The organism is Nocardia sp. NBC_01377, assembly GCF_045040005.1.
GTDB classification, from domain to species: Bacteria; Actinomycetota; Actinomycetes; order Mycobacteriales; family Mycobacteriaceae; genus Nocardia; species Nocardia noduli.
In genome coordinates this window covers 4,249,617-4,272,469 of sequence record NZ_CP109566.1, presented here as the reverse complement: position 1 = coordinate 4,272,469, position 22,853 = coordinate 4,249,617, and the positions used below count along the sequence as shown (strand labels likewise).

The following is a 22,853-nucleotide window of genomic DNA, read 5'->3' as shown; positions in this document are numbered from 1 at the left end:
GTCGACGGTACCGCGTACGCGCCGTGCGTGCCCGGTGTGCGGGCAGTGAAGCGACCTGCCGATATCCCTTATGGAAAGTTCTCCAGAATGATCACCAGAATGCGCTACTGGAATACACTCGGTACTCGACTCGTCGGCCCTGCTGTTCGTACGGGCTCGGCCCGTGACATCTAAATGACCACGCGCACGCACGTGTTCGATGGGTCGGAATTCGAAGTCAGGCCGACGCGGCATCGGGGGTCGCGTGCGCTGCGGCGGCGGTTGAAATTGTTGCCGATGTGGGTTCGCAGGGTGTCTATCAACATCGGATGGGCGTCGAGCGGCGCCGGCATCTCGCCGAGAAACCGACGTGCGGGGCTCGGCCTGGTCAGCTGGTATTCGACCGCCAGATCGGCGAAACGGTAGAGCCCGGGAGCGAATTGCAGTTGCCTGACCAGATTCAGTAGTTCGCGCAGATGCTCCACCACCGCCGGAATATCCTCCGGCTCGGCCTCCGCGCAGGTCGCGGTCAGTTCGATGTCCGCCGCCTCGGACCGGCCGACCACCAGGCGGTCCAGGTCGCCGTCGGCGCACCGTGACGAGGGAATCGAAATGATTCCGCCATCGATGTTCAGCAGGGACAACGCGCCCACCGAGATTGCGCGGCGAGCGATACCCGTATGCGCCGCAGTACTCGTCCGCCGATGATATGGGTGCTCGACGTGGAGTTGTAGTCGTCTCGTCGAGCGGGAAAGTGCACGGCCAACACCGAATAACTTCGCGCGATCTTGATGCCGCTCTCGTGCGTGATCGTCAACGTATCGTGCCCGCCGAGCAATGCCACGGTCAGCGCCCGCGGGATTCTGTGATTCTCGGCGATCACCGCGTGGAGTTCTTTGACATAGGCGAACGACATCGTCGAGGTGACTGTTTCCAGTACCTCCATCGCAACTCGCCGCACACGCGCCAGATAACTCGCGTCGGTGCCGAACGCGTTCGACGAGATCAGTTCCATCATCATGCGGAAGCCGTCGTGGATGGCGTGGTTGATCCGCTCGATCGGGACCCCGTCGCGAGCCCACTGTGCCGCGGCCACCTCGAGTGGTTTCAGGACTTCTCGCCGCCGACTTGTAGCGCCCGTCCAAGGTGGCGACAGCAACATCCAGGCATGCCTGGGTGACGTCGGTGACGTATTCGCGGGTCCCGCTGTCGGGGGCGGCGCCACGCGAAACCACGCTGTCGAACAGGTGGCGGACCAGATCGTCGGCCAGCGCCCGGGTAGCCATTGCTGTTTCGGATGCGGTAACGCCCGTCGATACGAGCTCGGATCCGTCCGGATATTCGGTAGTCATCGTCGACTTCCTTATTGCGCTCCACGCGGCTCTCGGCGGCGGTCACGCTGTGGCTTCCCGCGCCGAGGACGTCCCGGTGTCGATGTGAGGTCAGGATGTCGCCACGACGGCGTCGCGGATCACCGCGGTCACGCGGTCGGGCCGAGAGACGGGGGAGACGTGCGATGCGTCGACGTCACCGGTGCGGCCGGGTGCGGCGCGATCGGCCATCATGCGTTGCGGTGCCGGTGGGATCACCCGGTCTCGGGTCGAGACGAGGTACCAGCTGGGCGTGTGCGCCCAGGACGGTGGGCCGCTGGGTTCGAGGTTGGCTTGCAAACGCCGCGGTTGTCTGGTGGGCGTACAGGTCGGCGGCGACCGCGGGCGTGAGGTCCTGGGCGAAGACCTGGTGGAAGAAGAGTTCGGGGATGAATCCGTCGATACCGATGCCGACGGGGCTGTTCGCATCCGGGACCGGGGTGATCAGCACGGCAGGCGGCAGCAGCGGGCTGCCCGGATAGGTGAACGGGTTCAACAGCAGTTGCACGATTTCGCCCTCCGCGGGAGCGAAGGCGGCGACGAAGACATTCGCCTTCACATCGGGATCGTGGACATTGCCGATGACCGCCCCGCCGTAGGAGTGGCCGACCAGCACGATCGGACCGCCGATGCCGTCGAGGCAGGCGGTGAGCGCGGCGGCGGCCGATCGCAGGCGAGCGGTTCTTGGGGAGTTCATGGATCCTCCGGATACGAGAAAGCGTGGTGCGTGGGACAACAGGAAGTGGGTGGACGGGCATCGCGGCACCGGGTGTCGAATCCACTGGGCGGTACGGGTCGAGCCGACCGATGAACTCGGCCGCCTCGCCGGGGGGACGAGCGACGAGATCGATACTTCATGCAATCCAATAAGAACAGCTAGTAACTTATCAGTCTTCGTGTAGGTGGCGAGTGGATCGCCCGAATCTGGAGAGTTCCCCACTCGCCGGTCGTCGCAATGCCGAAGCGCCAGAGAAGTATACGTAGAAGCGCACTCCGACTGTCTCGAGTCACAGATCGCTGACCGGGGCTCCTCGACGTGATATCGCCGCCACCGCCGTAGGCCTTTTCGAATCGTGTGCCACCGTCTCGTTTCAGGGAAGAATATAAAGTAACTTTGTGCGGTTGAATTGCCTCGAGGCTCGCGACCGCTTCGTGCGAATGATCGACCACGATGATGCCGCGCGAAGGTCAGAGGCGGCGGCGCACGGAAGCGCGGGGCCGTTCTCTCGATGTCGCTCGGTGCGAGATCATCCTCCGACGCCTGCGCCGTCGAAGGTCTGGATCGATGACGAAAACCGCACCGAATCTCCACAATCGGGGCGGGTGGTCTCCACACCGAATGGTTAGGGTTCCGACATGGAACACAGTGGGGCGGGGAATGGGCGGGCGCGGCGGATTCTGGTGGTCGACGACGAAGTGACCATCGCGGAATCGGTCGCGGCTCGATTGCGGGCGGAGGGATTCACCGTCGAAGTGGCGCACGACGGGCCGGGGGCGGTCGCGGCGGTGCGGGCGAACGAGCCGGATCTGGTGGTGCTCGACGTGATGCTGCCCGGGTTCGACGGGTTGGAGGTGTGCCGCAGAATCCAGGCGGGGCGGGCGATTCCGGTGCTGATGTTGACCGCGCGGATCGACGAGACCGATCAGCTCGTCGGCTTGGGGGTCGGGGCGGACGACTATCTCACCAAACCGTTCTCGATGCGGGTGCTCGCCGCTCGGGTCCACGCGCTGCTGCGCCGGGTGGATCGGGCGGCGGACCGCGACGGGGCGAGCATCGTCGTCGGCGATCTGCGCATCGACGTCGACCAGCGCCGGGTGTGGCGCGCGGAGAACGAAGCTCAGCTCACGCCGCTGGAATTCGAAGTGCTCGCCCGACTCGCGCGCCGCCCCCGTGTGGTGCTGGCCAGGGAACGGTTGCTCGAGGAGGTGTGGGACTGGGCCGACGCCGCGGGTACCCGTGCCGTGGACAGTCATGTCAAGGCGTTGCGCCGCAAGCTCGGGGCCGACCTGATCCGGACCGTGCACGGTGTCGGGTACGCGCTGGAGGCGCCGTGATCGAGTCGCAGACCGATTCCGCTCGCGGCGGCGAGATCGGGAACGGTTCGTCCGCACAGCGGATTCGGGTGTGGACGGACCACATCGCGACGGTACTTCCGCGTCCGCTCGACCCGGTGCGCTCGGTCAAACTCAAACTGGCGATTCTGATGTTGGTGTCCGGCGGTGTCGCGTTCGGGTTCTTCCGATTCCGGATCGGGTGGTTACCGCCGAAGACCACCGTGGCCGCGTTGGTGATCGCGCTGGTGACGTCACAGTTTCTCGCGCACGGCATCACCCGGCCGCTGCGGGAGATGACGGCGGCGGCGAAGCGGATGGCGCAGGGGGATTACACGCGCCGGGTGCGGGCCAGCTCGCGCGACGAGGTCGGCCAGCTCGCCGAGGCGTTCAACCAGATGGCCGCCGACCTGGCCGCCGCCGATCAGCAGCGTCGCGATCTCATCGCCAACGTGTCGCACGAATTGCGCACGCCGATCACGGCACTCAACGCGGTGCTGGAGAATCTGGTCGACGGGGTGTCCGAACCGGATCCGGGCACGCTGCGCACCGCTCTGGCCCAGACCGAACGTCTCGGGTTGCTCGTCTCCGAACTCCTGGATCTGTCGAGTATCGAAGCGGGCGCCATTCCGCTCGACCGTGAAGAAGTCGCCGTCGCACCGCTATTGGCGCGGGTGGTCGACGAAGCCGAGGTGACGGCGGCGGCGTTGGGCCGTGGCGTGCGTTTCGGCACCGACGTGGACCCCGGCGATGTGTGCGTCCGTGCAGACCGCGCACGATTGCATCAGGTGCTGCTCAATCTGCTCGACAACGCCGCCCGGCACGGTCCCGCGGGGGGCGAGGTGCGGATAACGGCGCGCGCAGCCGAGGGCAGGGTGGTCATCGATGTCGAGGACGACGGTCCCGGAATTCCGGTGGCGGAGCGAGCCGGGATCTTCGATCGTTTCACCCGGGGTGGTCGCTCCGACGGTGGCGGAACGGGATTGGGATTGGCGATCTCGCGGTGGATCGTGGAATTGCACGGCGGCACGATCGCCGTCGCCGATCCGGGCTCCAGGATTCGCGTCGTCCTGCCCGACCACTGAATTCCCTACGCCCGGCGGCGTCGTCCACCGCTCAGCGAGTCGTGCTCACCCCGCCGTCGACGGGGATGACGGCGCCGGTGATGTAGGAGCTGGCGCGGCTCGCGAGAAAGACGGCGATACCCGCGATATCGTCGGGCCTGCCGATGCGTTTGAGCGGGAACTGCGCGGCGATGGCGTCGCCGCCGGTCTTCAGGACCGCCGCGGACATCTTCGATTCGAACAGGCCGGGCGCGATGGCGTTGACCAGGATTACCCGCGCCGGATCGTCGTCGGTGGCCGCGTCGCGCAACATCGGCAGCAGAGCGCGGGTGAGCGTGAAAACGCTTTTGACATCGAGGTCGAAGGTTCTGTCCCAGGCGGAGTCGGGGAATTCCTCCAGCGGTGCGCCCCAGGTCGCGCCCGCGTTGTTGAACAGGGTGTGGACCGAGTTCTCGCGTCGGCCGACGGTGTCGACCAGTTCGGTGATTCCCGCCTCGGTACTCAGATCGGCGGGGATGGCCTCGATGCGGCCGAGCGGGGAGAGTTCGTCGACGGTCGCGTCGAGTTCGGGGCCTTGCGGCTGCTCACGTACACGGTGGCCCCCGCGTGCAGCAGGCCGCGCGCGATCATCTTGCCGATGCCACGTCCGCCGCCGGTGACGACCGTGACCCTGCCATCCAACGTGAACAGGTCGTAGGACATATCTCTCCTGGTCAGCCGTGGCGATTCGAACACGAATCGAGGTTGTGATCGACACGGGTGCCGATCACAACCTCGGGGATTCGAGCGGGTCCTACAGCCCGTTCACGATCACGAAATTGGCGTCCGCGGCTGCCTGGCGCAGCGGGATGGCCGCCTGGTATTCCTCGGAGTCGTACCAGGCTTTCGCCGCCTCGGGGGATTCGAATTCCAGCACAACCGTCTGGTTTCCGTGCCATTCGCCCTCGAGCACCTGGGTCTTGGTATCGACGGCAAGGACGGTAACTCCCTTGGCCATGGCCTTCGCGGCGGCTTTGCCGTATTCGGCCATCTTGCTCGGATCTTTGATCGCCTCGGTAACGATCACATAGCCTTTGGACACTCCGGATCACCCTTCACGCAGAAAAGTCGACGTCGACTCTTCAGCTGAAGGTACCAAAAGAGAACCGTGCGGGACCATGGTCATCGACCGGCGGCCTCGATCAACCGTTGACGCAGCCAGGTCAACGGGGTGGCGCCGCCCGGGTCGACGGCGTACGAGGGATAGGCCTGGTGAGCGCCGGACTTCAGGAAGTTGTCGACCTGCTGCTTGCGCTGCTCGTAGGCGCTGCCGTTGAGTTGGTCGGACAGTAGACCGAGCCCGCCCGCCGCCAGCGCGTCGCCGATGAGCTCGCCCGCCTGGCTCTGGTAGCTGCCGATCTTGGTGGGATCGGGATTCGACAGCTGGACGACGAAACCGGCGATCCGGCCGGCGAAATCACCGTCGGGCATGGCGCAGTAGAGGTCGCCGTCGACGCAGAAGGTGTAGGTCTGCGGGGTGACCCAGCCGAAACCGCCGACCCTGGGGCCGCCCGCTCCGGCGCCGCGCACGGGCGGGCCGATCAAGGTGTCGGAGGGGGAGCGGCGAGGATCGGAGATCAATCCGACCAGCGCGACCCGGTGCGCCGCGACGACGCCGAGCCCGGTGCCGATCTCCGCCGCGAGATCGCCCGCCGCGTCCGCGCCCTGGCTGTAACCGACCAGCGCGATACGGGTCGCCGCGCAGGACCGGCCCATGTCGGCGACGAATCCGCGCGCTTTGTCGATCGCCTCCTGTTTGGAGCGGCCGTATACCTCACCCTCCCAGGGGAATGCGGTGGCCGCGTAGGTGACGTAGTCGACCTGGACATCACCGGGCAGATTGTCGACGCTCTGCGCGAGTATCCCCCTGCCCGGTTCGGAATTGGATGTTTCCCATGTGCCGGGAACAGCCACGACATACAGGTCGGGGCAATGGGCCGGTGCGCCTCCCGCGACGGCGGCGCCCTCGAACTGGAGGGCGGCGGTCAGCATCGTGGCCACGCAGGCGGCGGCATGGATCTTCCATCGTGTCAGCATCGTGTACTCCGTTGTATTCACTGCCGAAAGTCACTCGGTCGAAGTGGTGCCCGGGACGGTTGCGCGATACAGGGCGGATCCCCTGTCGGCACAAGGTCTGGCGAGAGTGCCGCGACACGGAATTCATGGAGTACGGGGACCGCCCGGGAAGTGTAAGCCATGTTGCGCGCGCGGCGTGTGCGGTCGTCCCGGTTCATGGGGATGACGGCCGACGCTGTCCATCGTGGCCGGATTCGGCGTCGATGCCCGAATCGCTGGTCGGTGGCGGGCTGTCCCGGCTTCTTCGTCGAGTTGTCGTGCGCATGTCTTCCACCCGTTCGGTCCACCCGCGGAGATCTGCCGACACGTCGGCGCTGACACTCCGGGCTGCTATCCCGCCGGTGATCGGAGACGAGTGATGCGGGTGCGCGTCACGTCGTCAGCTTCACTGTGCCAGAATTCGTACTAACATATAGGAGGCTACGGCGAATCGTCGACGATTCGGTGTGAGGTTTCGAGCGAACTGTCCGCACCGGGTGCGGTTCGTCGGAAGAGGCGTGCCACGCTGCGGTTGCCGGGTAGGACATACTGATCATGTTCATCTTTCGGCCGTCGAGTCCGCAGGCCAAATATCGCGACGGCAGTGACCGCGCGAAGTGTCGGGGCCTCGATCGTGCGTGCGAACCGCCTCGCGCCGGTCTTCGTCGAAGTCGTCATTCGGCGAAATAGCCGTGAAGTGATGGATAACTTGTGGCTTACGGAAGTCACACTGTCCCCCGATGTGACACCGCCGTCTCCCCAATGTCATTGCGTCGGTGACGGACCCCGGTGTCGTCGCCGGGGTGGTGCCGTCGACACGGCGGTCGGGGTTCGGTGGTCCGGGATGCGGGCGTCGCGCCATCCTGCGGTGTGTTCGGGCGGGGCGATCCCGGAAATTGTTGGGCTGGAATGTCTTTCGCGCATCCGTTGTGGATTCCGCCGCTGCCGTCCGATGGCGTCCCGTTCGCCCGGATCTCGCGCGTGAAACTCGTGTGCGGGTCGGGCGTGTCGGTCATCGATCGAAAGGAATCGCGCCCGAACCCCATGCCGGGAAATCGAGAGCGCCCCCGGATCGAGTCGGCCGACTCGATCCGGGGGCAATGGTCCGGCGACGCGGGAGGGTGAAACTATCGGCCGCCGAACCGATCTCGGTGGCCGTCGGAACGACTCACTTGGTCTGGAAGGGGGCGTTGATTGTGGCGAAGTACTGGATCGCGGCGCCGATCGCGACCGGCGCGGTGACCAGGAGTTGTCCGGCGACGGTGCCGAGCGCGCCGACGGCGACGACGCCACCGAGGCAGCCGATGACGGCGGCGGGGATGAACGGTCCGAACAGGCCGATGATGGTGGCCGAGGCGACGGTCGCGCCCGCGATGCCGCCCAGGACGCAGCCGACGGCCGCGCCGCCGAGACCGCCCGCGAGGGTGCCGATGGTGGCGCCCATGGCGATGGTGTCCTTCATGCGGTTGAAGGCGGCCTGCTCGCGGTCGTATTCGCTCTTCCAGGGCGCCTTGTCCTCGAACGGCAGCGCGACCGGCTTGTAGGTCGCGTGCGCCATGTCGAGTTGCGGGGTCAGGGTCGCGGTGTGGTCGGCGATATCGGCGGCGATCGGGAATTCGAAATCGTCGACGCGGAAGGACAGCGGTGCGCCCGCGAGCACGGTGCCGTTGTCGGCCCTGATCTGGAAGACGCCGTTGTCGACGGTGAGGGATCCGGCGTCGGTTCGCACGACGGTCGAGGAGCCCACGGTGTCGGCGGTGAAGCCGACGGGGGTTTCGGTCGGTGCCGGGGCGGCGTCGGCGGCGCCCGCGGTGACGCCCAGCGCGGCGATCAGAAGTGCCGACGTGGCGGCGAATTTCCTCATCAGCATTTCTCGGATACCTCGTTCGAATCGTTTCACAAGTGGGACGATTCGATAACAATCGATTCCAGCGAACGGCCGGTTAACCAATTGTGTCCGTCTTTTGAAACTCTGTTCTCCGCGAGGTGTCGAGCGCGGTGAGAAGAATTGAAACCGCAGCTCAGAGCCTGTCTATTGCCTCGGTCGAGCCGCTGTGGAGACAAGTGTCACATGTTTTGTCGTATGTCGGTAATCGGGCATTGGGTCGTATTGACCGAATTCGGCAATTTGTTATGCGTGATACTTCCGTGATCGAAACGATGTGCCGCAGCCGAAGTCACTGCGGCACATCGGGTATCAGTTTCCGCCGATTCTGGCCTTCATCGTGGCCAGTCTGGCCGCGAACTCCGGTGATTCGATCGAGGCGACCTGCGGCACGATCTCGGCGTCGACCGCGTCGGCGTGCGCGTCCAGCGTCGCGGTGTGGCGCATGGTGCGCTTGGTGGTCTTCAGCAACTCGCGCGGCGCTTCGGCCGCACCGCTCGCGAATTCGACGGCCGCCGCCAGCAGTGCGTCGTGGTCGCCGTCGACGACCCGGTGCGCCAAACCCGCTTCGCGGGCCGCCTCGGCGTCGAGGATCTCCCCGAACAGTGTCATCGCGGTCGCTCGTTGGGTGCCGATCGCCCGTTGCAGCATCCAGGTCATCCCGCCGCCGGGATGGATGCCCAGGCGCAGGAATCGCGCGTCGAAACGGGCGCGCGGCCCGGCGATCCTGATATCGGCCGCCAGTGCCAGGTTGAGTCCGGCTCCCACCGCCGCGCCGCCGACCGCGGCGATGGTCGGCAGCGAGCATCGCGCCACGGCGAGGAATCCGTGATAGATGGCGCGCAAACCCTGCTCGCGCGCTTCACCGAGTGCCGTCAGATCGGCGCCAGCGCAGAACGCGGGCGGTGTTCCGGTGACGATCACCGCGTGCACGGCATCGTCGCGCTCGGCGTCGTCCACCGCCGCCGCCAACTGTTCGGACAACTCCAGTGTCAACGCGTTCCGTCGGTCGGGGTCGTGCACGGTGATCACCGCTGCCTTGCCCCGCCGTTCACTCCTGATCTCGGCCATGGCCGGATCGTAGGCAACGCGGTCGAGCGGGCGGGCAGTGGTGGGGGTGGAACCGTCCCCGGCCGAGCCGAAAGGGAGTCAGACGGTGCGCTCGGGCCGCCGTGTCGTCGGCGCTCGTCCGGCGCGTGGCGAGCCTTCCTGGATGCGGCGCGCGACCTCGCCGAGGCCGTCGGCCAGCGCGGTGATTTGCGTCGGCGTCAACACGTCGATGAGCAGTTCGCGGACCTGGGCGACGTGACCGGGCGCGGCTTTGTCCAGGGTGTCTCGACCTTTGTCGGTGAGGACCGCGCTGACACCGCGGACATCGGTCGGGCAGGCCTCGCGGCGCACCAGTCCGGCCTCTTCGAGGCGGCTCACCTGGTAGGTCAGCCCGCTCTTGGAGTTCACCAGCGAATCGGCCAGTTCGGTCATCCTGATCCGGCCCTCCGGCGCGGCGGCCAGTCGCACCAGCACCTCGTACTGGGTGTGGGACAGTCCGGAATCGTTCTTGAGCTGGTGCTCGATCTCGCGATCGAGCAGCGCCCATCCGGACAGCAGTGCCTGCCAGGCGCGCATCTCCTCGCTGTTCAGCCACGTCGTTTCGTCCACGCTGATAAGCCTACCGCTGTTGTTCGAATCCGAACTAACAGGTAGTCTTCGAGAAGGTTGTTCAAATTTGAATGATATGAGGGACATGGGAGGTCTCATGACAGCGACGCAGTCCACGCGGATGCCCGTGCTGTACCTGTCGCACGGCGCGCCGCCGCTGGCCGACGACCCGATCTGGCCGGGGCAGCTCGCGGCGTGGTCGGCGGAACTGCCGAAACCCACCGCCGTCCTGATGATCTCCGCGCACTGGGAGGACGCCCCCATCGCGCTCGGCGCCACCGAATCGGTGCCGCTGGTCTACGACTTCGGAGGATTCCCCCGGCACTACTACCAGGTGCGCTACCCGGCGCCCGGCGCTCCCGAACTGGCCGCCCAGGTGCGCGCGCTGCTGAGCGGGCGGGGCACGGCGGTGCGGGACGTACCGGAGCGCGGACTCGACCACGGCGCGTACGTGCCACTGGTCGAGATGTATCCGAACGCGGATGTGCCGGTCCTCCAGATGTCGCTGCCCACCCTCGACCCGCACGGACTGTTCGAGGTCGGGCGCGCGCTGGCCCCGCTGCGCGACGCGGGAGTGCTGATCGTGGGCAGTGGCTTCTTCACCCACAATCTGCGCGCGCTCACCGACGACGGCTCGGTGCACCCGGTGATGGCCGAATTCGACGACTGGGGCAACCGCGCGTTGGCCTCCGGCGATATCGACGCGCTCCTGGATTTCGAGCACAAGGCGCCCGCGGCGCAGCTGGCGCATCCGCGTTCCGAGCATTTCGCCCCGTTGTTCGTCACGTTGGGCGCGGGCGAAACCGATATGGCGACCCAGCGCACGGTCATCGACGATTTCTGGCACGGTTTATCCAAACGCTCCGTCCAGTTCGGCTGACCCGATCACCCCACCGGTAAGGAGATACCCATGGCAACGATTCCCTCGAACAGGCCCGTGCTCACCGCACCCGTCGCCGATCAATCCGCGCTCGACCTCGGGTTGCTCGTCATCCGACTGGTCGTCGGCGTGACCATGGCGGCCCACGGCACCCAGAAATTGTTCGGCTGGTTCGACGGCGGCGGGATCTCCGGGACCGGCGGGTTCTTCGAATCCAGCGGCTACCCGCAGGGCGAGACCATGGCCTGGATCGCCGGGCTGAGCGAAACCCTCGGCGGTATCGGCCTGATCGCGGGGCTGTTCACCCCGCTGGCCGCCGCCGCGATCCTCGGCGTGATGATCAACGCCATCGCGGTGAAGGGCACCGGCGAATTCTTCGCGCCGAAGGGAATCGAATACGACCTGGTCCTGGCCTGCACGGCGGCGGGACTCGCGTTGACCGGGCCGGGGCGCGTCGCTTTCGACCACTACCTGCCCGGTCTGCGCTACCACCGCCTCGCCTACGGCATCGCCGCCATCGCGCTCGCGGTCGTGACCGCGGCGGTCGTGCTGATCATTCGGGGCTGACGCGGTCGCCGGGCTGGTCGGCGAACCAGGTTCGGTAGAACACGATCGCCAGCGCCGTCAGCGCACCGAGGATCACGATGCCGAACGGCGCGGGATAGGTCGCCATCGGTATCGCGAGATAGCGCGTGCACAGCAGCACCCCGGCGAAGACCGCGACGCCGAGTGTCATCACCGTCACCCGCGCGCGGTCCCAGCCGCGTTCCGGGTCGCGCAGCGCCGACTCGACCGTCAGGCACAGCGCCGCGCCCGCCACCAGATCCAGGCCGTAGTGCGCCCCGAGTCCGAGGGTCGCCACGAGGGTGCACACCAACCAGAACGCTCCGCCCCAGCGCAACCACAGCGGCCCGCGGCGGGAGTGGATGAACAGCGACAGCGCCCACGCCGTGTGCAGCGACGGCATGCAATTGCGCGGGGTGATGCCGTCGAACGGCATGGAATCCACCGAAGCGGGCAGGGCGGGAACGAGATCGGGCCACACATCGGCCAGTTCCAGCCCGTTGCCCTGCGGTCCGAACGCGAGAACGGGTCCGACCACAGGGAACAGCACGTAGCAGATCGGCCCGACCAGACCGAGTACGAGGAATGTCCGCACCAGGTGATGGCTCGGCCACACCCCCGTGGTCACCCGGCGCAGTTGCCAGGCCGCGACGACGATCGCGGCCACGGGCAGTTCGAAGTACACCCAGCGCACGACGCCCAGCGGCACCGGCCCCGCGATATCGAGCGCGTGCCCGACGACCCACGCGGGACTGCCGAGGGCCCGATCGGCCACTTCCACATAGGAATCCAGGACCTGCGGGCAGGCCCACGCGGTGATGTCGAGCCAGATCTCGCCCACCTTGGTCGCCAGGATGAGCAGCGCGCCCAGGGCGATGGTGCGCAACGCGGTCGAGCGCCGGATGCCGGACCAGCGCAGCGCGGCGATGAGCGCCACGGCGGTCAGCACGATGGTCGGACCGTTGCCGACGGTGAACGGCCTGCCGTCGACGGTCCGGATCGCGACGAAGATCAGGTCGATGACCACGGCGGCGGCGAGGGCGTTCACCCGGGCCCGCGCCGTGATGCCGATCAGCGCGAGCAGGAAACCGGCCCACGGCGTCGTCGCGGATTTCGGAACCCCGGCGTAGTCGCGAAAAAGGCTGGTCAGCGGGCCGAGCGCGTGGATGTGAACGGACATGAGCTGACCCGCGACCAGTACCACGATCGCGGCGCCGATCCCGCCCCAGATCACCGCGGGCCGAAAGTGACGCTCCCGGAGTCCTTCCGCACCCGGTGGATCCGGTGGTGAGGTCGAACTGCCGGGCGCGTCGTGAATAAGCATTCGGTCATCGTAAACACGATGTGAACACGGTGAGTCGCAGGATTGAACGCGCGACGATCCCGAAGGGTGCCCGGGCCTCTCGGGAAGGTGGCGGGGCGGGTCAGCGGCGGAGGAGATCGCGGAGGGCGGCGGCGATCTCGGTGGGTGCTTCCTCGGCCATGAAATGGCCCGAGGTGACGGTGCGATGGTCGAGGTCGGCGGCCCAGCCGGACCACAGCGCCGCCGCGTCGTAGCCGAGTGCGGCGCCCCAATCCTGTTGCAGGACGGTCACCGGCATGGACAGTCGGGTGCCCGAGGCGCGGTCGGCGCGGTCGTGGTCGAGATCGACGGTCGCCGAGGCGCGGTAGTCGGCGACGATGGAGGGGACCGCGGCGCGGCAGGCGTCGAGATAGGCCGCGCGGATCTCCGTCGGGATCGCGTCGGGATCGTTGGTCCACTGATCGAGGAAATGGGCGAAGAACGCGTCGGCCGACGCCGTGATCATCCGTTCGGGAAGTCCGGGCGGCTGGGCCATGAGATACAGATGGAAGCCGACGGCCGCGTCCGCTCCGCGCATGACCTCCCACATATCCAGCGTGGGCAGCACGTCGAGGCAGGCCAGGTGGGTGATCGCCGCGGGGTGGTCGAGACCGGCGCGGAACGCCACGAGCGCCCCTCGGTCGTGTCCGGCCAGCGCGAAGCGATCGTGGCCGAGTTCCGCCGCGGCGGTGACGATATCGGCGGCCATCGTGCGTTTGGCATAGGTGTCGGGCCCGGCTTCGGTCGGTTTGTCGCTGTCGCCGTAGCCGCGCAGGTCCGGGCACAGGACGGTGTGATGTGCCGCCAGTTCGGCGGCGACGTGACGCCACATGAGATGGGTCTGCGGGAAGCCGTGCAGGAGCACGATCGGGGTTCCCGAGCCCGCGACGGCGATATTCAGCGCGACGTCGTCGGCGACACGGACGCGACGGTAGTCGAAACCGGGAAGGGTGACATTCATCGTGGGCGACTCCTCGTATCGGGGTTGCGCGCCGTCGGGCGCCTCGGTTCCCACCCTGCGGTGAGCCGATGAGCAACCGATGAACGCGCACTACAGTGGACCGATGCGCTTCCAGGTGCTCGGCCCGGTGATCGTGCGGGACGAGACGGGTGAACCGGTCGCGTTGCGCGCGCGACACCGCGAGGTCCTGGCGCGGCTGATCCTCGCCCGCCGCCGCGTCGTCCCGGTCGGTCGTCTCGTCGACGACCTGTGGGACGAACCGCCCGCCGACCCGGTGGGGGCGATCCGCACCTTCGTCGCCGGGCTGCGGCGCGCGCTCGAACCCGATCGCGCGCCGCGCACTCCCGCCCGGTTGCTGGTGACCGAAGGACCGGGCTATGTCCTGCGCGCCGCACCGGACGCGGTCGACGCGTGGCGATTCGATGACGCGGTCCGGGCGGCGGTCGAACTTCCCGCCGCGCGAGCGCTTTCCCGGCTGACCGAGGCACTTGGCTGGTGGCACGGCTTCGCCTACGCCGATTTCGCCGACAGCGAATGGGCGCGGGCCGAGCGCGCGCGGCTCACCGAGCAACGACTACTCGCCGTGGAACGGCGCGCGGCGGCGCAACTCGCGACGGGCGCGGCCGCGGCGGCGATCCCCGATCTCGATGTCCACGTCGCCGAACATCCCTGGCGCGAGGACGCCTGGCAGTTGCTGGCCACCGCGCTCTACGGTTGCGGGCGTCAGGCCGACGCGCTCGCGGTCGTGGGCCGGGCCCGCGCGATGCTCGCCGAACAGTTCGGCATCGATCCGGGACCGCGCCTGCGGAGGCTGGAGCAGGATCTGCTGCTCCAGGCCGAACACCTCGATCCGGGTGTCACCGACCCGGCCGAGCGGGTGTGGGAACAGGCGCGCGCCGCCTACGACAGCGCGGTGGCGTCCCGGACCAGAACCAGGCTGGAGTCGACGGCGGGACTCATGCGCGATCTCGCGGTGACCGGTGGCGGCGGGCTCCAAGCCGCCCGCAGACACCGGATCGCGGCGGTCGCCGCCGCCGAGCGGACGGGTGACGCGCGACTGACCGCGCGGGTCATCGGCATCTACGACGTGCCCGCGATCTGGACCCGTTCGGATGATCCCGCCGCGGACCGCTGGTTGGTCACCGTCGCCGAGAAGACGATCGGACGCCTGCCCGAGCACGACACCGATCGGGCCCGGCTGCTCGCGACGATCGCGGTCGAATCGCGTGGTGCGCTGCCCACCGAATATCGCGCCGACGACGGTCTGCGGCCGCTGCACGCCGCCCGTGCGGCAGAGGAGATCGCACGGCGGCTGCGCGATCCGTCGCTGCTGGCCTTCGCGCTCAACGGCGTGTTCATGCAGAGTTTCGAACGGGCCGGAATGGCGCGACAGCGGGACGCGCTCGGCGCCGAGGTGCTGTCGGTGGCCACGGGCAACAACCTGTTCACCTACGAGGTGCTCGGTCATCTCGTGCGGATGCAGGCCCACTGCGCGCTGGCCGATCTCGAGGGGGCGCAACGGCACGCCTCGGCCGCGGACGCCGTCGCGCGACGCTACGACCTGCCGTTGGTCACGGTGTTCACCGACTGGTTCCGGGCGCTGCGCACGGCGGAGACCTCCGACATCCGGGCGGCCGAAGCGGCGTACGAGGCGGCGGCCGTTCCGCTCGAAGGGGCGGGTATGCCCGGACTGCATCGCGGCCTGTTGCCGTTGGCGCTGCTGAGTCTCGCGCTGCGCCACCGCGATACGGAACGGATCGCCTCGTTCGACACCGGCCGGGACTGGGGACCGTACGCACCGTGGGTTCGTCCCGCCGTGCTCGCCGCGCGAGGCGAGATCGACGGCGCCCGAACGGCTCTGCGCGATATCGCGTCCCCGCCACGGGATCTGCTTTTCGAGGCGCTGTGGGCCGTGATCGCCTACGCGGCGATCGCCGTCGACGACGCGCCGGTCATGGCGCGAGCCGTCGCCCAGCTCTCACCCGCCGCGGCCGAGACCACCGCGCAGAGCGGCCTGCTCGGTGTCGGACCGGTGCGGGGCTACCTCGACGAGCTGTCGACCTGGGCGCGGATCGCGGTTCCCATCCACCGCCGGAGATAGCGGCGCAGTTCCGCCTCCTCGCGCGGCGGATTTCCGGGGGACAGGAAGAACGACTGCATCGTCCGAAGGGCGTATTCGACGAGTTCGTGCAGGGATTCGTCGTCGTAGCCGCAGTGGCGCCAGTCGACGTCGAAGCGCTCGATCATCGTCATGCCGAAGGTGTGCGCTTCCTCGGAGGTGAGACTTTCCGGGTCGGCCTCGGAATAGGTGCTCGACAGCAGGATGCCCAGGTGCGGGGTCCGCGGCACATCGGTCAGGGTGAAGACCACGGCCTCGGTCATGGCGTCGGCCGGGTCGGTGATGCCGCCGACGTGCCGGGCCAGCCGGTCGAGGAAATTGTCGACCGAGGCGAACGCCGCGGCACGCATCAGCGCGTCCGAACTGGGGAAGTAGCGGTAGACGGTCTGGCGGATGACGCCGAGGGATTCCGCGACGTCGGCGATGCTGATCTCGGCGCCGGTTCGTCCGATCAGTTCGACAGCGGCGGCGACGATTCGACGAGACGCTTCTTCGTCGTCCTTCGGCGGACTGCCGCCCCACCCGCGCCTGCCTGCCACTGCCCGCTTCCTCGGCCGAATTCGTTGCGTGCGAATCAAGGAATCGAACCTACCACAGCGCTTCCGGCCGACTGTTCGCCCAGCTCGAGGCGATATTTCGATTCATATCATACACAGTGATAGTCATATGTATGATCACAATTGTCAGGCTCGGGCATGCCCGAGCGGGCTTATCCGAGCGGCCCGACAGCCCGGACCGCTCCCGAGAACGAGGTGGAGACCGGTGACCGACCTACAGGTCCGGAAGATGCGATTCGCATTCGCGGACTACGACGTGCCCTTCCTGTGGAACGAGCGGAATCCGGCCTTCTCCGCGATGGCCAACGCCGTGTCCTTCCTGGCGATCGGCTTCGAGAAGATGATCGTCAACATGATCCGCGAGGCCATGCCCCGGATCACCGATCCCGCCGTCGCGCGGGAGGCCGACGCGTTCGTGCGTCAGGAGGGCCAGCATTCGACCGCGCACCGTCAACACGCCAACGCTCTGATCAGGCGCTATCCGGGACTACAGGAAACGCTCAACCAGGTGATCGGGGAATTCGACCGCCTCACCGTCGACACGTCCCTCGACTACCGCCTCGCCTACACCGCGGACCTGGAGGCGACGTTCACGCCGGTCTTCAAACTGATGCTCGACAACGACTCGTCCCTGTTCCGGCCGGGCGACGATCGCGTCGCGTCACTGTTCATCTGGCATTTCGTCGAAGAGGTCGAGCACAGGAGTTCGGCGCTGATCATCTTCGACTCGGTCGTCGGCAGCGATATCTACCGGATGCGCATGGCACCCTCGATCTTCCGGCACGTGATGAAGGTGATCCGGATCGCCAGCGCGGGTTTCAACGAACACGTTCCGCTGGAGGATCGCAAAGTCGACGCGATGGCGATGTTCGCGACCTACCGCTACCAGCAACGACTCGCCGGATTGTTCCGCCGTTCGCGCGCCGGGGGCAACGGCCCGATGTCGCGCGCGTTCGACCACCTCCGGCTCGGTCCGCAACTCGTCGCGCTGGTCGGCATCATCCGTAGTCAGATGCCGCGACACAATCCCGATCACGAGACATTGCCCGAACTCGCCGGAGTGTGGTTCGAGCGCTACGACGCGGGCTACGACGTGTCGCAGTGGTACACCGCGAACGCGGTCACTTCGCCGCGGGCGGACCGATGACCGATCATTGCGCCCCCACCTTCGAGAAACTCGCCGGAGAACTCGGCTTCTCCTGCGAGGAAGCGGGTGGACTCCTCGAAGTGCGCAACCCGTTCGCGCTGGAGAACTGGACGCTGCCCGTCCTCGAATTCACCATCGTGCTCGGCGCGATACTCGCCCTGATCTACGCGATCGTCCGGCTGCGCCGTCACGGTGATCCGACCAACCTCGTCGTCTGGTTCGGCGCGACGGCGTATCTGTTCATCATCGAGCCGCCGCTGTATTTCCCCGCGGCGTTCGGCATCGACGAACATGTCGACACGATGTTCGCGCACAACGTCTTCACGGTCGAATTCCTCTGGGGCCGACTGCCGTTGTACATCGTCGCGATCTATCCGCTGATGGCGACGCTCGCCTTCGAAACGGTTCGATCGCTCGGGGTGTTCCGCCGCTACGGTGTGCTCGTCGGCGCGGTCTGCGTCGGGTTCGTCCATCACGGCTTCTACGAGGTCTTCGACCACATCGGACCGCAGTTGCGCTGGTGGGAATGGTCGGTCGACAATCCGATCAACCAACCTATGTTCGACTCGGTCCCCATTCCCAGCGTGGTCGTCTTCGCCGCGCTGTGGCCGATGTCGCTGGCGTTCTTCGTCCAGTTGCTCGTCGGTCGCCATGTCGACGCGGGCCGGGATTTCTCGGGTGTGGAAATCGTCTGGCGCACCGTCGTCATCGGCATACTCGGATCGCTGGGCACCGGGATACTGCCCATTCCCGCGACGGTTCTCGGCGCGGGCAGCGACACGGTCAGGGGATTGCTCTACGTGGCGGAACTGGTTGTCGTCTCGGTCGTCGCGGTGGTGGCGTTGAGCCGCCGGTGGCTCGCGCTGCGCCGGGGCGAGTCGGATATCCCGCGCTATTCGAATCGATTCGTCCGGATATACAGCGTGGTGTATCTGGGCGTGATGGCGCTGCTCTGGGTGACCGCGCTGCCCGACTACTTCGCCGCCGTGGACGGCTCGACCGCGAACGGCGATCCCATCGGCAATATCTGGTACGCCCTGGCGTGCTTCGCCATCGCCGTCCTGTGCGTGCTCGCCACGTACACGGTGCCGCGCTCCGACTCCGGTGGTGACGACCGGATCGGACCCGCGCGCGAACCCGAGGTGAGTCACTCGGCATAGTCGCGCCGGGGTGGTGCTTCGTGGGCGCGGCGCCCACGAAGCACCAACGGGTCTCAGTCGAGGTCGGCTTCGATATCGGCCCGGATCTGTTCCGGTGTCGCGCTGGATTCGTAGCGCCGGATGACCGCGCCGTCGCGGCCGACCAGGAACTTCGAGAAGTTCCATTTCACCTCGTCGGTGCCGAGCACTTCGGGACGTGAACTCTTGATGTGCTCGTAGAGGGGGCCCGCGTCGGGGCCGAAATCGCCCGGCGCCTGGGCGCGCAGGTAGGTGAACAGGGGATCGGCGTCGGGGCCGTTGACGTCCACCTTGGCGAAGATCGGGAAGGTGACCCCGTATTCGGTCGAGCAGAATTCCTGGATCTCGGCGTCGGTGCCGGGTTCCTGGTTGCCGAACTGGTTGCAGGGAAACCCGAGGATGTCCAACCCGCGGTCCTCGGTCGCTCGATGCAGTGCCTCCAACCCCGCGTACTGCGGGGTGAAGCCGCATTTGCTGGCGACATTGACGATCAATACGAGGCGGCCGCTGTAGTCGCTCAGGGGTTTGGCGGTTCCCTCGGCGGTGGTGACGCTGAATCCATGGATGCTCATGCTCCCGACGATAGCGGAGCACTTCTCTCCGTTTAGTTCCGATCGGCGGGTCGCCGGCGGGCAATCGAAAAGCAAACTTTTTGCTATCGGCCTCCCGGTGGGTCGAACGTGTTCTATCCCTCCCTGTTCGGCATCCGTCTCGAGGTTGACTCCGTGGTTCCCGCGTGGAAATCTATCTTCGGGAATTGAGAATCGAATTCTCGCAGGAGGATAGTGGGATGTGCATTCGCGGTCGCCGATGGGCCGATCGGACTGTGTCATCACCTTCTCTGGCCTGAAAACCATTGAGCTACAGCACATTCGAATACAAAAACCCAGCTCGCAAGAGGAATCGACAGAGGAGGACAGTAGATGGCGAAGGCACTGGCGCCGGATGTCTCGACGTGGCCCGAGGAAAATCCGCAGCTGATCGGCAGCCGCTGCAACGACTGCGCGGCCACCACCTGGCCGCGTCAGCAGCGGTGCCCGAGGTGCAGTGGCGCGGATCTGTCCGACCTGCTGCTCGAGCGTTCCGGCAAGTTGGTCGCGTGGACGACGCAGGGGTTCGTTCCCAAGCTGCCGTACGCGGGCAAGGAGAACGCCGACAACTTCGAGGCGTTCGGCATCGGCCTGGTGCAGCTCGGCGATGACGTGCGCGTCGAGACCCGGCTGACCGAGGGCGACCCGGCCGTGCTGCGCACCGGCATGGACGTCGAACTCACCTTCGTTCCCCTCTATGTCGACGACGCGGGCGAAGAGGTCGTGACGGTCGCGTTCAAGCCGGTCTGACACCGACCCTCACCGAAGAAATCAAGGAGCTTCACATGAACGACGTCGCCATCATCGGCGTGGGTCTGCACCCGTTCGGCCGCTTCGCCAAAACGGCGATCGAGATGGGCGCGGAAGCGATCCAGCTCGCCCTGTCCGACGCCGGAGTGCAATGGAAGGACATCCAGTTCGGGTTCGGCGGTAGCTACGAGGTGAGCAACCCCGACGCCGTGACGCGGCTGGTGGGCCTGACCGGTATCCCGTTCACCAACGTGTTCAACGCCTGCGCCACCGCCGCCAGCTCGATCGAGCAGACCGCCGAGGCGATCCGTTCGGGCCGCTACGACATCGGCATCGCGGTCGGCATGGACAAACACCCCCGTGGCGCGTTCACCGACGACCCGTCCAAACTGGGCCTGCCCGGGTGGTACGCCGAGAACGGTCAGTTCGTGACCACCAAGTTCTTCGGCATCAAGACCAACCGCTATATCGAAGAGCACGGCATCTCCCAGCGCACGCTGGCCAAGGTCGCCAACAAGAACTTCCGCAACGGCGCGCTCAACCCGAACGCGTTCCGGCGCAACCCGATCTCCGAAGACGACATCCTCAACTCGACGATGCTCAACTACCCGCTGACCCAGTACATGTTCTGCTCGCCCGACGAGGGCGCGGCGGCCGTGATCATGTGCCGTGGCGATCTCGCGGCGCGCTACACCACCAAGCCGATCTACCTGCGGTCCAGCGTCATCCGCACCCGCCGCTACGGCGCCTACGAGGTGCACAGCACCTGGGCCGCCGTCGACGAGGACGTCTCGCCCACGGTGTACGCCTCGCGCGCCGCCTACGAGACCGCGGGCATCGACCCGTCCGATGTCGACGTGATCCAGCTCCAGGACACCGACGCAGGTTCGGAGGTCATCCACATGGCCGAGAACGGTTTCTGCAAGGACGGCGAGCAGGAGAAGCTCATCGCCGAGGGCGCGACCGAGATCGGCGGCAGGCTGCCGGTCAACACCGACGGCGGACTGATCGCCAACGGCGAGCCGATCGGTGCCTCCGGTATCCGGCAGGTCTACGAACTCGTCCAGCAGTTGCGTGGAAACGCCGGGGACCGTCAGGTTCCCGGTAACCCGAAGGTCGGTTACGCGCAGGTCTACGGTGCGCCCGGAACGGCGGCGGCGTCGATCCTGACCACCTGATCCACCCGCGAGTACACATCGGCCCCCGCCGTCACGGCCGGGGCCGATGTGCTGTCGCGGGCCGGGTGCGCGCCCGGCGACGTAGCGTGACGGTATGAGTGAGCGACTGGTGGTCGTCGGTGGCGACGCGGCGGGGTTGGCGGCGGCATCACAGGCTCGAAGGATGCGCGGCGCCGACGAACTCGAGATCGTCGCGTTCGAGCGGGGCAGGTTCGCCTCGTATTCGGCGTGCGGGATTCCGTACTGGGTCGGCGGGGATGTGGCCGAACGCGACGCGCTCATCGCCAGGACTCCCGAGGAGCACCGGGCCCGCGATATCGATCTGCGTATGCGCACCGAGGTGGTCGAACTCGATATCGAGGGTCGCGCGGTGCGGGCGAAGGACCTCGAGTCGGGTGCGGAATCCTGGTTGTCCTACGACAAACTCGTGATCGCCACCGGCGCGCGACCGGTCCGCCCCGACCTGCCCGGCATCGACGCGCGGGGGGTGCACGGTGTGCAGACCCTCGACGACGGGCAGGAGTTGCTCGACACGCTCGACCGGATCGAGGGCAAGCGGGCGGTGGTGGTCGGCGCCGGATACATCGGTATCGAGATGGCCGAAGCGCTGATCAATCGCGGGTACGAGGTGACGGTGGTGCATCGCGGTTCCGCGCCCATGTCGACCCTCGATCCGGATATGGGCGCGCTCGTGGCCACCGCCATGCTCGGAATGGGGATCGAGATCGTCTGCGAGGCCGAGGTCGTGGAGATCCGCGCCGACGACGCCGGGCGGGTGCGCTCGGTCGTCACCGCGTCGGCGGAATACCCGGCCGACGTGGTCGTGCTCGGGATCGGCGTCACCCCGGAGACGACGCTCGCGCGCGCGGCCGGACTGCCGCTCGGCGAATACGGGGGCCTGCTCACCGATCTCGCGATGCGGGTGCGCGGTCACGACGACATCTGGGCGGGCGGCGACTGCGTCGAGGTCCTCGATCTGGTGTCGGGCCGTGAGCGCCACATCGCCCTCGGCACGCACGCGAACAAACACGGGCAGGTCATCGGCACCGGCATCGGCGGCGGGTACGCGACGTTCCCCGGTGTGGTCGGCACCGCGGTGAGCAAGGTCTGCGAACTCGAGGTCGCGCGAACCGGGCTGGGGGAGCGGGCCGCCGCCGATGCCGGGCTGCAATTCGTCGCCGTCACCATCGAATCGACCAGCAGGGCCGGGTATTACCCCGGAGCGGACCCGATGACGGTGAAGATGCTCGCCGAACGGCGGACCGGCCGCCTGCTCGGCGTGCAGATCGTCGGCCGCGAAGGCGCGGCCAAACGGGTCGACATCGCGGCTGTCGCGTTGACGGCCGGGATGACCGTCGAACAGATGACCGCGCTCGATCTCGGCTACGCGCCGCCCTTCTCGCCGGTCTGGGATCCGGTGCTGGTCGCGGCCCGCAAGGCAGCGATCGCGGTGCGGGCCCGCGGGTGATGCTCGCGCTCCAATC

At 67.1% G+C, this 22,853-nt stretch carries 21 protein-coding genes and 2 pseudogenes; 10 read left to right on the top strand and 13 right to left on the bottom strand.

Translation table 11 applies throughout. The features are described from left to right. Window positions 1–170 precede the first annotated feature (170 nt). The 3 genes and pseudogenes from OG225_RS19755 to OG225_RS19745 form a co-directional block, all read right to left on the bottom strand. Complete coding sequence (locus tag OG225_RS19755; RefSeq protein WP_405183011.1) at window positions 171–623, bottom strand: hypothetical protein; 453 nt, start codon at window positions 621–623, stop codon at window positions 171–173. Next, window positions 611–1,075: a hypothetical protein gene (locus tag OG225_RS19750; protein ID WP_405183010.1), complete on the bottom strand. Its 465-nt coding sequence runs from the start codon at window positions 1,073–1,075 to the stop codon at window positions 611–613. Before OG225_RS19750 ends, OG225_RS19755 begins: the two co-directional genes overlap by 13 nt. A gap of 346 nt (window positions 1,076–1,421) precedes the next feature. Next, a pseudogene (locus OG225_RS19745) lies at window positions 1,422–2,010 on the bottom strand (alpha/beta hydrolase); the annotation flags it as partial. A gap of 695 nt (window positions 2,011–2,705) precedes the next feature. Between OG225_RS19745 and OG225_RS19740 the strand changes: the two are divergent. Together OG225_RS19740 and OG225_RS19735 are read left to right on the top strand one after the other, a co-directional pair. Next, window positions 2,706–3,404, top strand: coding sequence for a response regulator (locus OG225_RS19740; protein WP_405183009.1), 699 nt, complete (start codon window positions 2,706–2,708; stop codon window positions 3,402–3,404). A 149-nt stretch (window positions 3,405–3,553) separates the two neighbouring features. After that, on the top strand, window positions 3,554–4,486 hold the full coding sequence (locus OG225_RS19735) for an ATP-binding protein (RefSeq protein WP_405183304.1): 933 nt from the start codon (window positions 3,554–3,556) through the stop codon (window positions 4,484–4,486). A 31-nt stretch (window positions 4,487–4,517) separates the two neighbouring features. On the opposite strand, the pseudogene OG225_RS19730 reads toward OG225_RS19735, so the two are convergent. The 6 genes and pseudogenes from OG225_RS19730 to OG225_RS19705 all read right to left on the bottom strand — a co-directional run bounded on the left by OG225_RS19730 (window position 4,518) and on the right by OG225_RS19705 (window position 10,103). Further along, window positions 4,518–5,167, bottom strand: a pseudogene (locus OG225_RS19730) (SDR family oxidoreductase). A gap of 91 nt (window positions 5,168–5,258) precedes the next feature. Next, the gene (locus OG225_RS19725; protein ID WP_109530509.1) at window positions 5,259–5,546 is read right to left on the bottom strand and encodes a DUF1330 domain-containing protein; all 288 of its coding nucleotides are present in this window, start codon (window positions 5,544–5,546) and stop codon (window positions 5,259–5,261) included. A gap of 80 nt (window positions 5,547–5,626) precedes the next feature. Further along, window positions 5,627–6,541: a cutinase family protein gene (locus tag OG225_RS19720; protein ID WP_405183008.1), complete on the bottom strand. Its 915-nt coding sequence runs from the start codon at window positions 6,539–6,541 to the stop codon at window positions 5,627–5,629. A 1,186-nt stretch (window positions 6,542–7,727) separates the two neighbouring features. Continuing rightward, the gene (locus OG225_RS19715; RefSeq protein WP_405183007.1) at window positions 7,728–8,429 is read right to left on the bottom strand and encodes a hypothetical protein; all 702 of its coding nucleotides are present in this window, start codon (window positions 8,427–8,429) and stop codon (window positions 7,728–7,730) included. 327 nt (window positions 8,430–8,756) lie between these two features. Then, entirely contained in the window at window positions 8,757–9,515 is a 759-nt protein-coding gene (locus OG225_RS19710) for an enoyl-CoA hydratase (protein WP_216910600.1), read from the bottom strand. Between the two features lie 78 nt (window positions 9,516–9,593). Then, window positions 9,594–10,103, bottom strand: a complete 510-nt coding sequence (locus OG225_RS19705; protein ID WP_216910602.1) for a MarR family winged helix-turn-helix transcriptional regulator — start codon at window positions 10,101–10,103, stop codon at window positions 9,594–9,596. Between the two features lie 97 nt (window positions 10,104–10,200). Between OG225_RS19705 and OG225_RS19700 the strand changes: the two genes are divergently transcribed. After that, window positions 10,201–10,983 carry a dioxygenase gene (locus OG225_RS19700; protein WP_405183006.1) on the top strand — a complete coding sequence of 261 codons (783 nt, stop codon included), beginning with the start codon at window positions 10,201–10,203 and terminating at the stop codon, window positions 10,981–10,983. A 30-nt stretch (window positions 10,984–11,013) separates the two neighbouring features. Continuing rightward, window positions 11,014–11,550 (top strand): DoxX family protein, encoded by a 537-nt coding sequence (locus tag OG225_RS19695; RefSeq protein WP_405183005.1) that lies wholly within the window; start codon window positions 11,014–11,016, stop codon window positions 11,548–11,550. Here the strand turns inward: OG225_RS19695 and OG225_RS19690 are convergent. Both OG225_RS19690 and OG225_RS19685 read right to left on the bottom strand, forming a co-directional pair. Beyond that, window positions 11,537–12,871: a DUF5933 domain-containing protein gene (locus OG225_RS19690; RefSeq protein WP_405183004.1), complete on the bottom strand. Its 1,335-nt coding sequence runs from the start codon at window positions 12,869–12,871 to the stop codon at window positions 11,537–11,539. The genes OG225_RS19695 and OG225_RS19690 overlap by 14 nt on opposite strands. Before the next feature lie 100 nt (window positions 12,872–12,971). Then, window positions 12,972–13,850, bottom strand: a complete 879-nt coding sequence (locus OG225_RS19685; protein WP_405183003.1) for an alpha/beta fold hydrolase — start codon at window positions 13,848–13,850, stop codon at window positions 12,972–12,974. A gap of 79 nt (window positions 13,851–13,929) precedes the next feature. Between OG225_RS19685 and OG225_RS19680 the strand changes: the two genes are divergently transcribed. Continuing rightward, on the top strand, window positions 13,930–15,951 hold the full coding sequence (locus tag OG225_RS19680) for a BTAD domain-containing putative transcriptional regulator (protein WP_405183002.1): 2,022 nt from the start codon (window positions 13,930–13,932) through the stop codon (window positions 15,949–15,951). Here the strand turns inward: OG225_RS19680 and OG225_RS19675 are convergent. Further along, the gene (locus tag OG225_RS19675; protein WP_405183001.1) at window positions 15,891–16,508 is read right to left on the bottom strand and encodes a TetR/AcrR family transcriptional regulator; all 618 of its coding nucleotides are present in this window, start codon (window positions 16,506–16,508) and stop codon (window positions 15,891–15,893) included. The two genes, OG225_RS19680 and OG225_RS19675, sit on opposite strands and share 61 nt — an antisense overlap. 223 nt (window positions 16,509–16,731) lie before the next feature. Between OG225_RS19675 and OG225_RS19670 the strand changes: the two genes are divergently transcribed. Both OG225_RS19670 and OG225_RS19665 read left to right on the top strand, forming a co-directional pair. Beyond that, window positions 16,732–17,673 carry a metal-dependent hydrolase gene (locus OG225_RS19670; protein WP_405183000.1) on the top strand — a complete coding sequence of 314 codons (942 nt, stop codon included), beginning with the start codon at window positions 16,732–16,734 and terminating at the stop codon, window positions 17,671–17,673. Continuing rightward, window positions 17,670–18,833 carry a hypothetical protein gene (locus OG225_RS19665; RefSeq protein WP_405182999.1) on the top strand — a complete coding sequence of 388 codons (1,164 nt, stop codon included), beginning with the start codon at window positions 17,670–17,672 and terminating at the stop codon, window positions 18,831–18,833. The genes OG225_RS19670 and OG225_RS19665 overlap by 4 nt, the downstream gene beginning before the upstream one ends. A 53-nt stretch (window positions 18,834–18,886) precedes the next feature. On the opposite strand, the gene OG225_RS19660 is transcribed toward OG225_RS19665, so the two are convergent. Then, window positions 18,887–19,423, bottom strand: coding sequence for a glutathione peroxidase (locus OG225_RS19660; protein ID WP_405182998.1), 537 nt, complete (start codon window positions 19,421–19,423; stop codon window positions 18,887–18,889). Window positions 19,424–19,774: 351 nt separating this feature from the next. Between OG225_RS19660 and OG225_RS19655 the strand changes: the two genes are divergently transcribed. The 3 genes from OG225_RS19655 (at window position 19,775) to OG225_RS19645 (ending at window position 22,837) form a co-directional block, all read left to right on the top strand. Further along, window positions 19,775–20,191: an OB-fold domain-containing protein gene (locus OG225_RS19655; RefSeq protein ID WP_355090927.1), complete on the top strand. Its 417-nt coding sequence runs from the start codon at window positions 19,775–19,777 to the stop codon at window positions 20,189–20,191. Window positions 20,192–20,226: 35 nt separating this feature from the next. Then, window positions 20,227–21,369: a thiolase family protein gene (locus OG225_RS19650; RefSeq protein WP_405182997.1), complete on the top strand. Its 1,143-nt coding sequence runs from the start codon at window positions 20,227–20,229 to the stop codon at window positions 21,367–21,369. A gap of 94 nt (window positions 21,370–21,463) precedes the next feature. After that, on the top strand, window positions 21,464–22,837 hold the full coding sequence (locus tag OG225_RS19645; RefSeq protein WP_405182996.1) for an FAD-dependent oxidoreductase: 1,374 nt from the start codon (window positions 21,464–21,466) through the stop codon (window positions 22,835–22,837). The last annotated feature ends 16 nt before the right edge of the window (window positions 22,838–22,853 follow it).

What these genes read in the sequence shown, in the direction of transcription:
- OG225_RS19645 (WP_405182996.1), top strand. Translation starts at nt 21,464, where the DNA reads ATGAGTGAGCGACTGGTGGTCGTCGGTGGCGACGCGGCGGGGTTGGCG.
- OG225_RS19695 (WP_405183005.1), top strand. Translation starts at nt 11,014, where the DNA reads ATGGCAACGATTCCCTCGAACAGGCCCGTGCTCACCGCACCCGTCGCC.
- OG225_RS19690 (WP_405183004.1), bottom strand. Translation starts at nt 12,871, where the DNA reads ATGCTTATTCACGACGCGCCCGGCAGTTCGACCTCACCACCGGATCCA.
- OG225_RS19665 (WP_405182999.1), top strand. Translation starts at nt 17,670, where the DNA reads ATGACCGATCATTGCGCCCCCACCTTCGAGAAACTCGCCGGAGAACTC.
- OG225_RS19710 (WP_216910600.1), bottom strand. Translation starts at nt 9,515, where the DNA reads ATGGCCGAGATCAGGAGTGAACGGCGGGGCAAGGCAGCGGTGATCACC.
- OG225_RS19655 (WP_355090927.1), top strand. Translation starts at nt 19,775, where the DNA reads ATGGCGAAGGCACTGGCGCCGGATGTCTCGACGTGGCCCGAGGAAAAT.
- OG225_RS19660 (WP_405182998.1), bottom strand. Translation starts at nt 19,423, where the DNA reads ATGAGCATCCATGGATTCAGCGTCACCACCGCCGAGGGAACCGCCAAA.
- OG225_RS19700 (WP_405183006.1), top strand. Translation starts at nt 10,201, where the DNA reads ATGACAGCGACGCAGTCCACGCGGATGCCCGTGCTGTACCTGTCGCAC.
- OG225_RS19740 (WP_405183009.1), top strand. Translation starts at nt 2,706, where the DNA reads ATGGAACACAGTGGGGCGGGGAATGGGCGGGCGCGGCGGATTCTGGTG.
- OG225_RS19715 (WP_405183007.1), bottom strand. Translation starts at nt 8,429, where the DNA reads ATGCTGATGAGGAAATTCGCCGCCACGTCGGCACTTCTGATCGCCGCG.
- OG225_RS19685 (WP_405183003.1), bottom strand. Translation starts at nt 13,850, where the DNA reads ATGAATGTCACCCTTCCCGGTTTCGACTACCGTCGCGTCCGTGTCGCC.
- OG225_RS19720 (WP_405183008.1), bottom strand. Translation starts at nt 6,541, where the DNA reads ATGCTGACACGATGGAAGATCCATGCCGCCGCCTGCGTGGCCACGATG.
- OG225_RS19680 (WP_405183002.1), top strand. Translation starts at nt 13,930, where the DNA reads ATGAACGCGCACTACAGTGGACCGATGCGCTTCCAGGTGCTCGGCCCG.
- OG225_RS19735 (WP_405183304.1), top strand. Translation starts at nt 3,554, where the DNA reads ATGTTGGTGTCCGGCGGTGTCGCGTTCGGGTTCTTCCGATTCCGGATC.
- OG225_RS19650 (WP_405182997.1), top strand. Translation starts at nt 20,227, where the DNA reads ATGAACGACGTCGCCATCATCGGCGTGGGTCTGCACCCGTTCGGCCGC.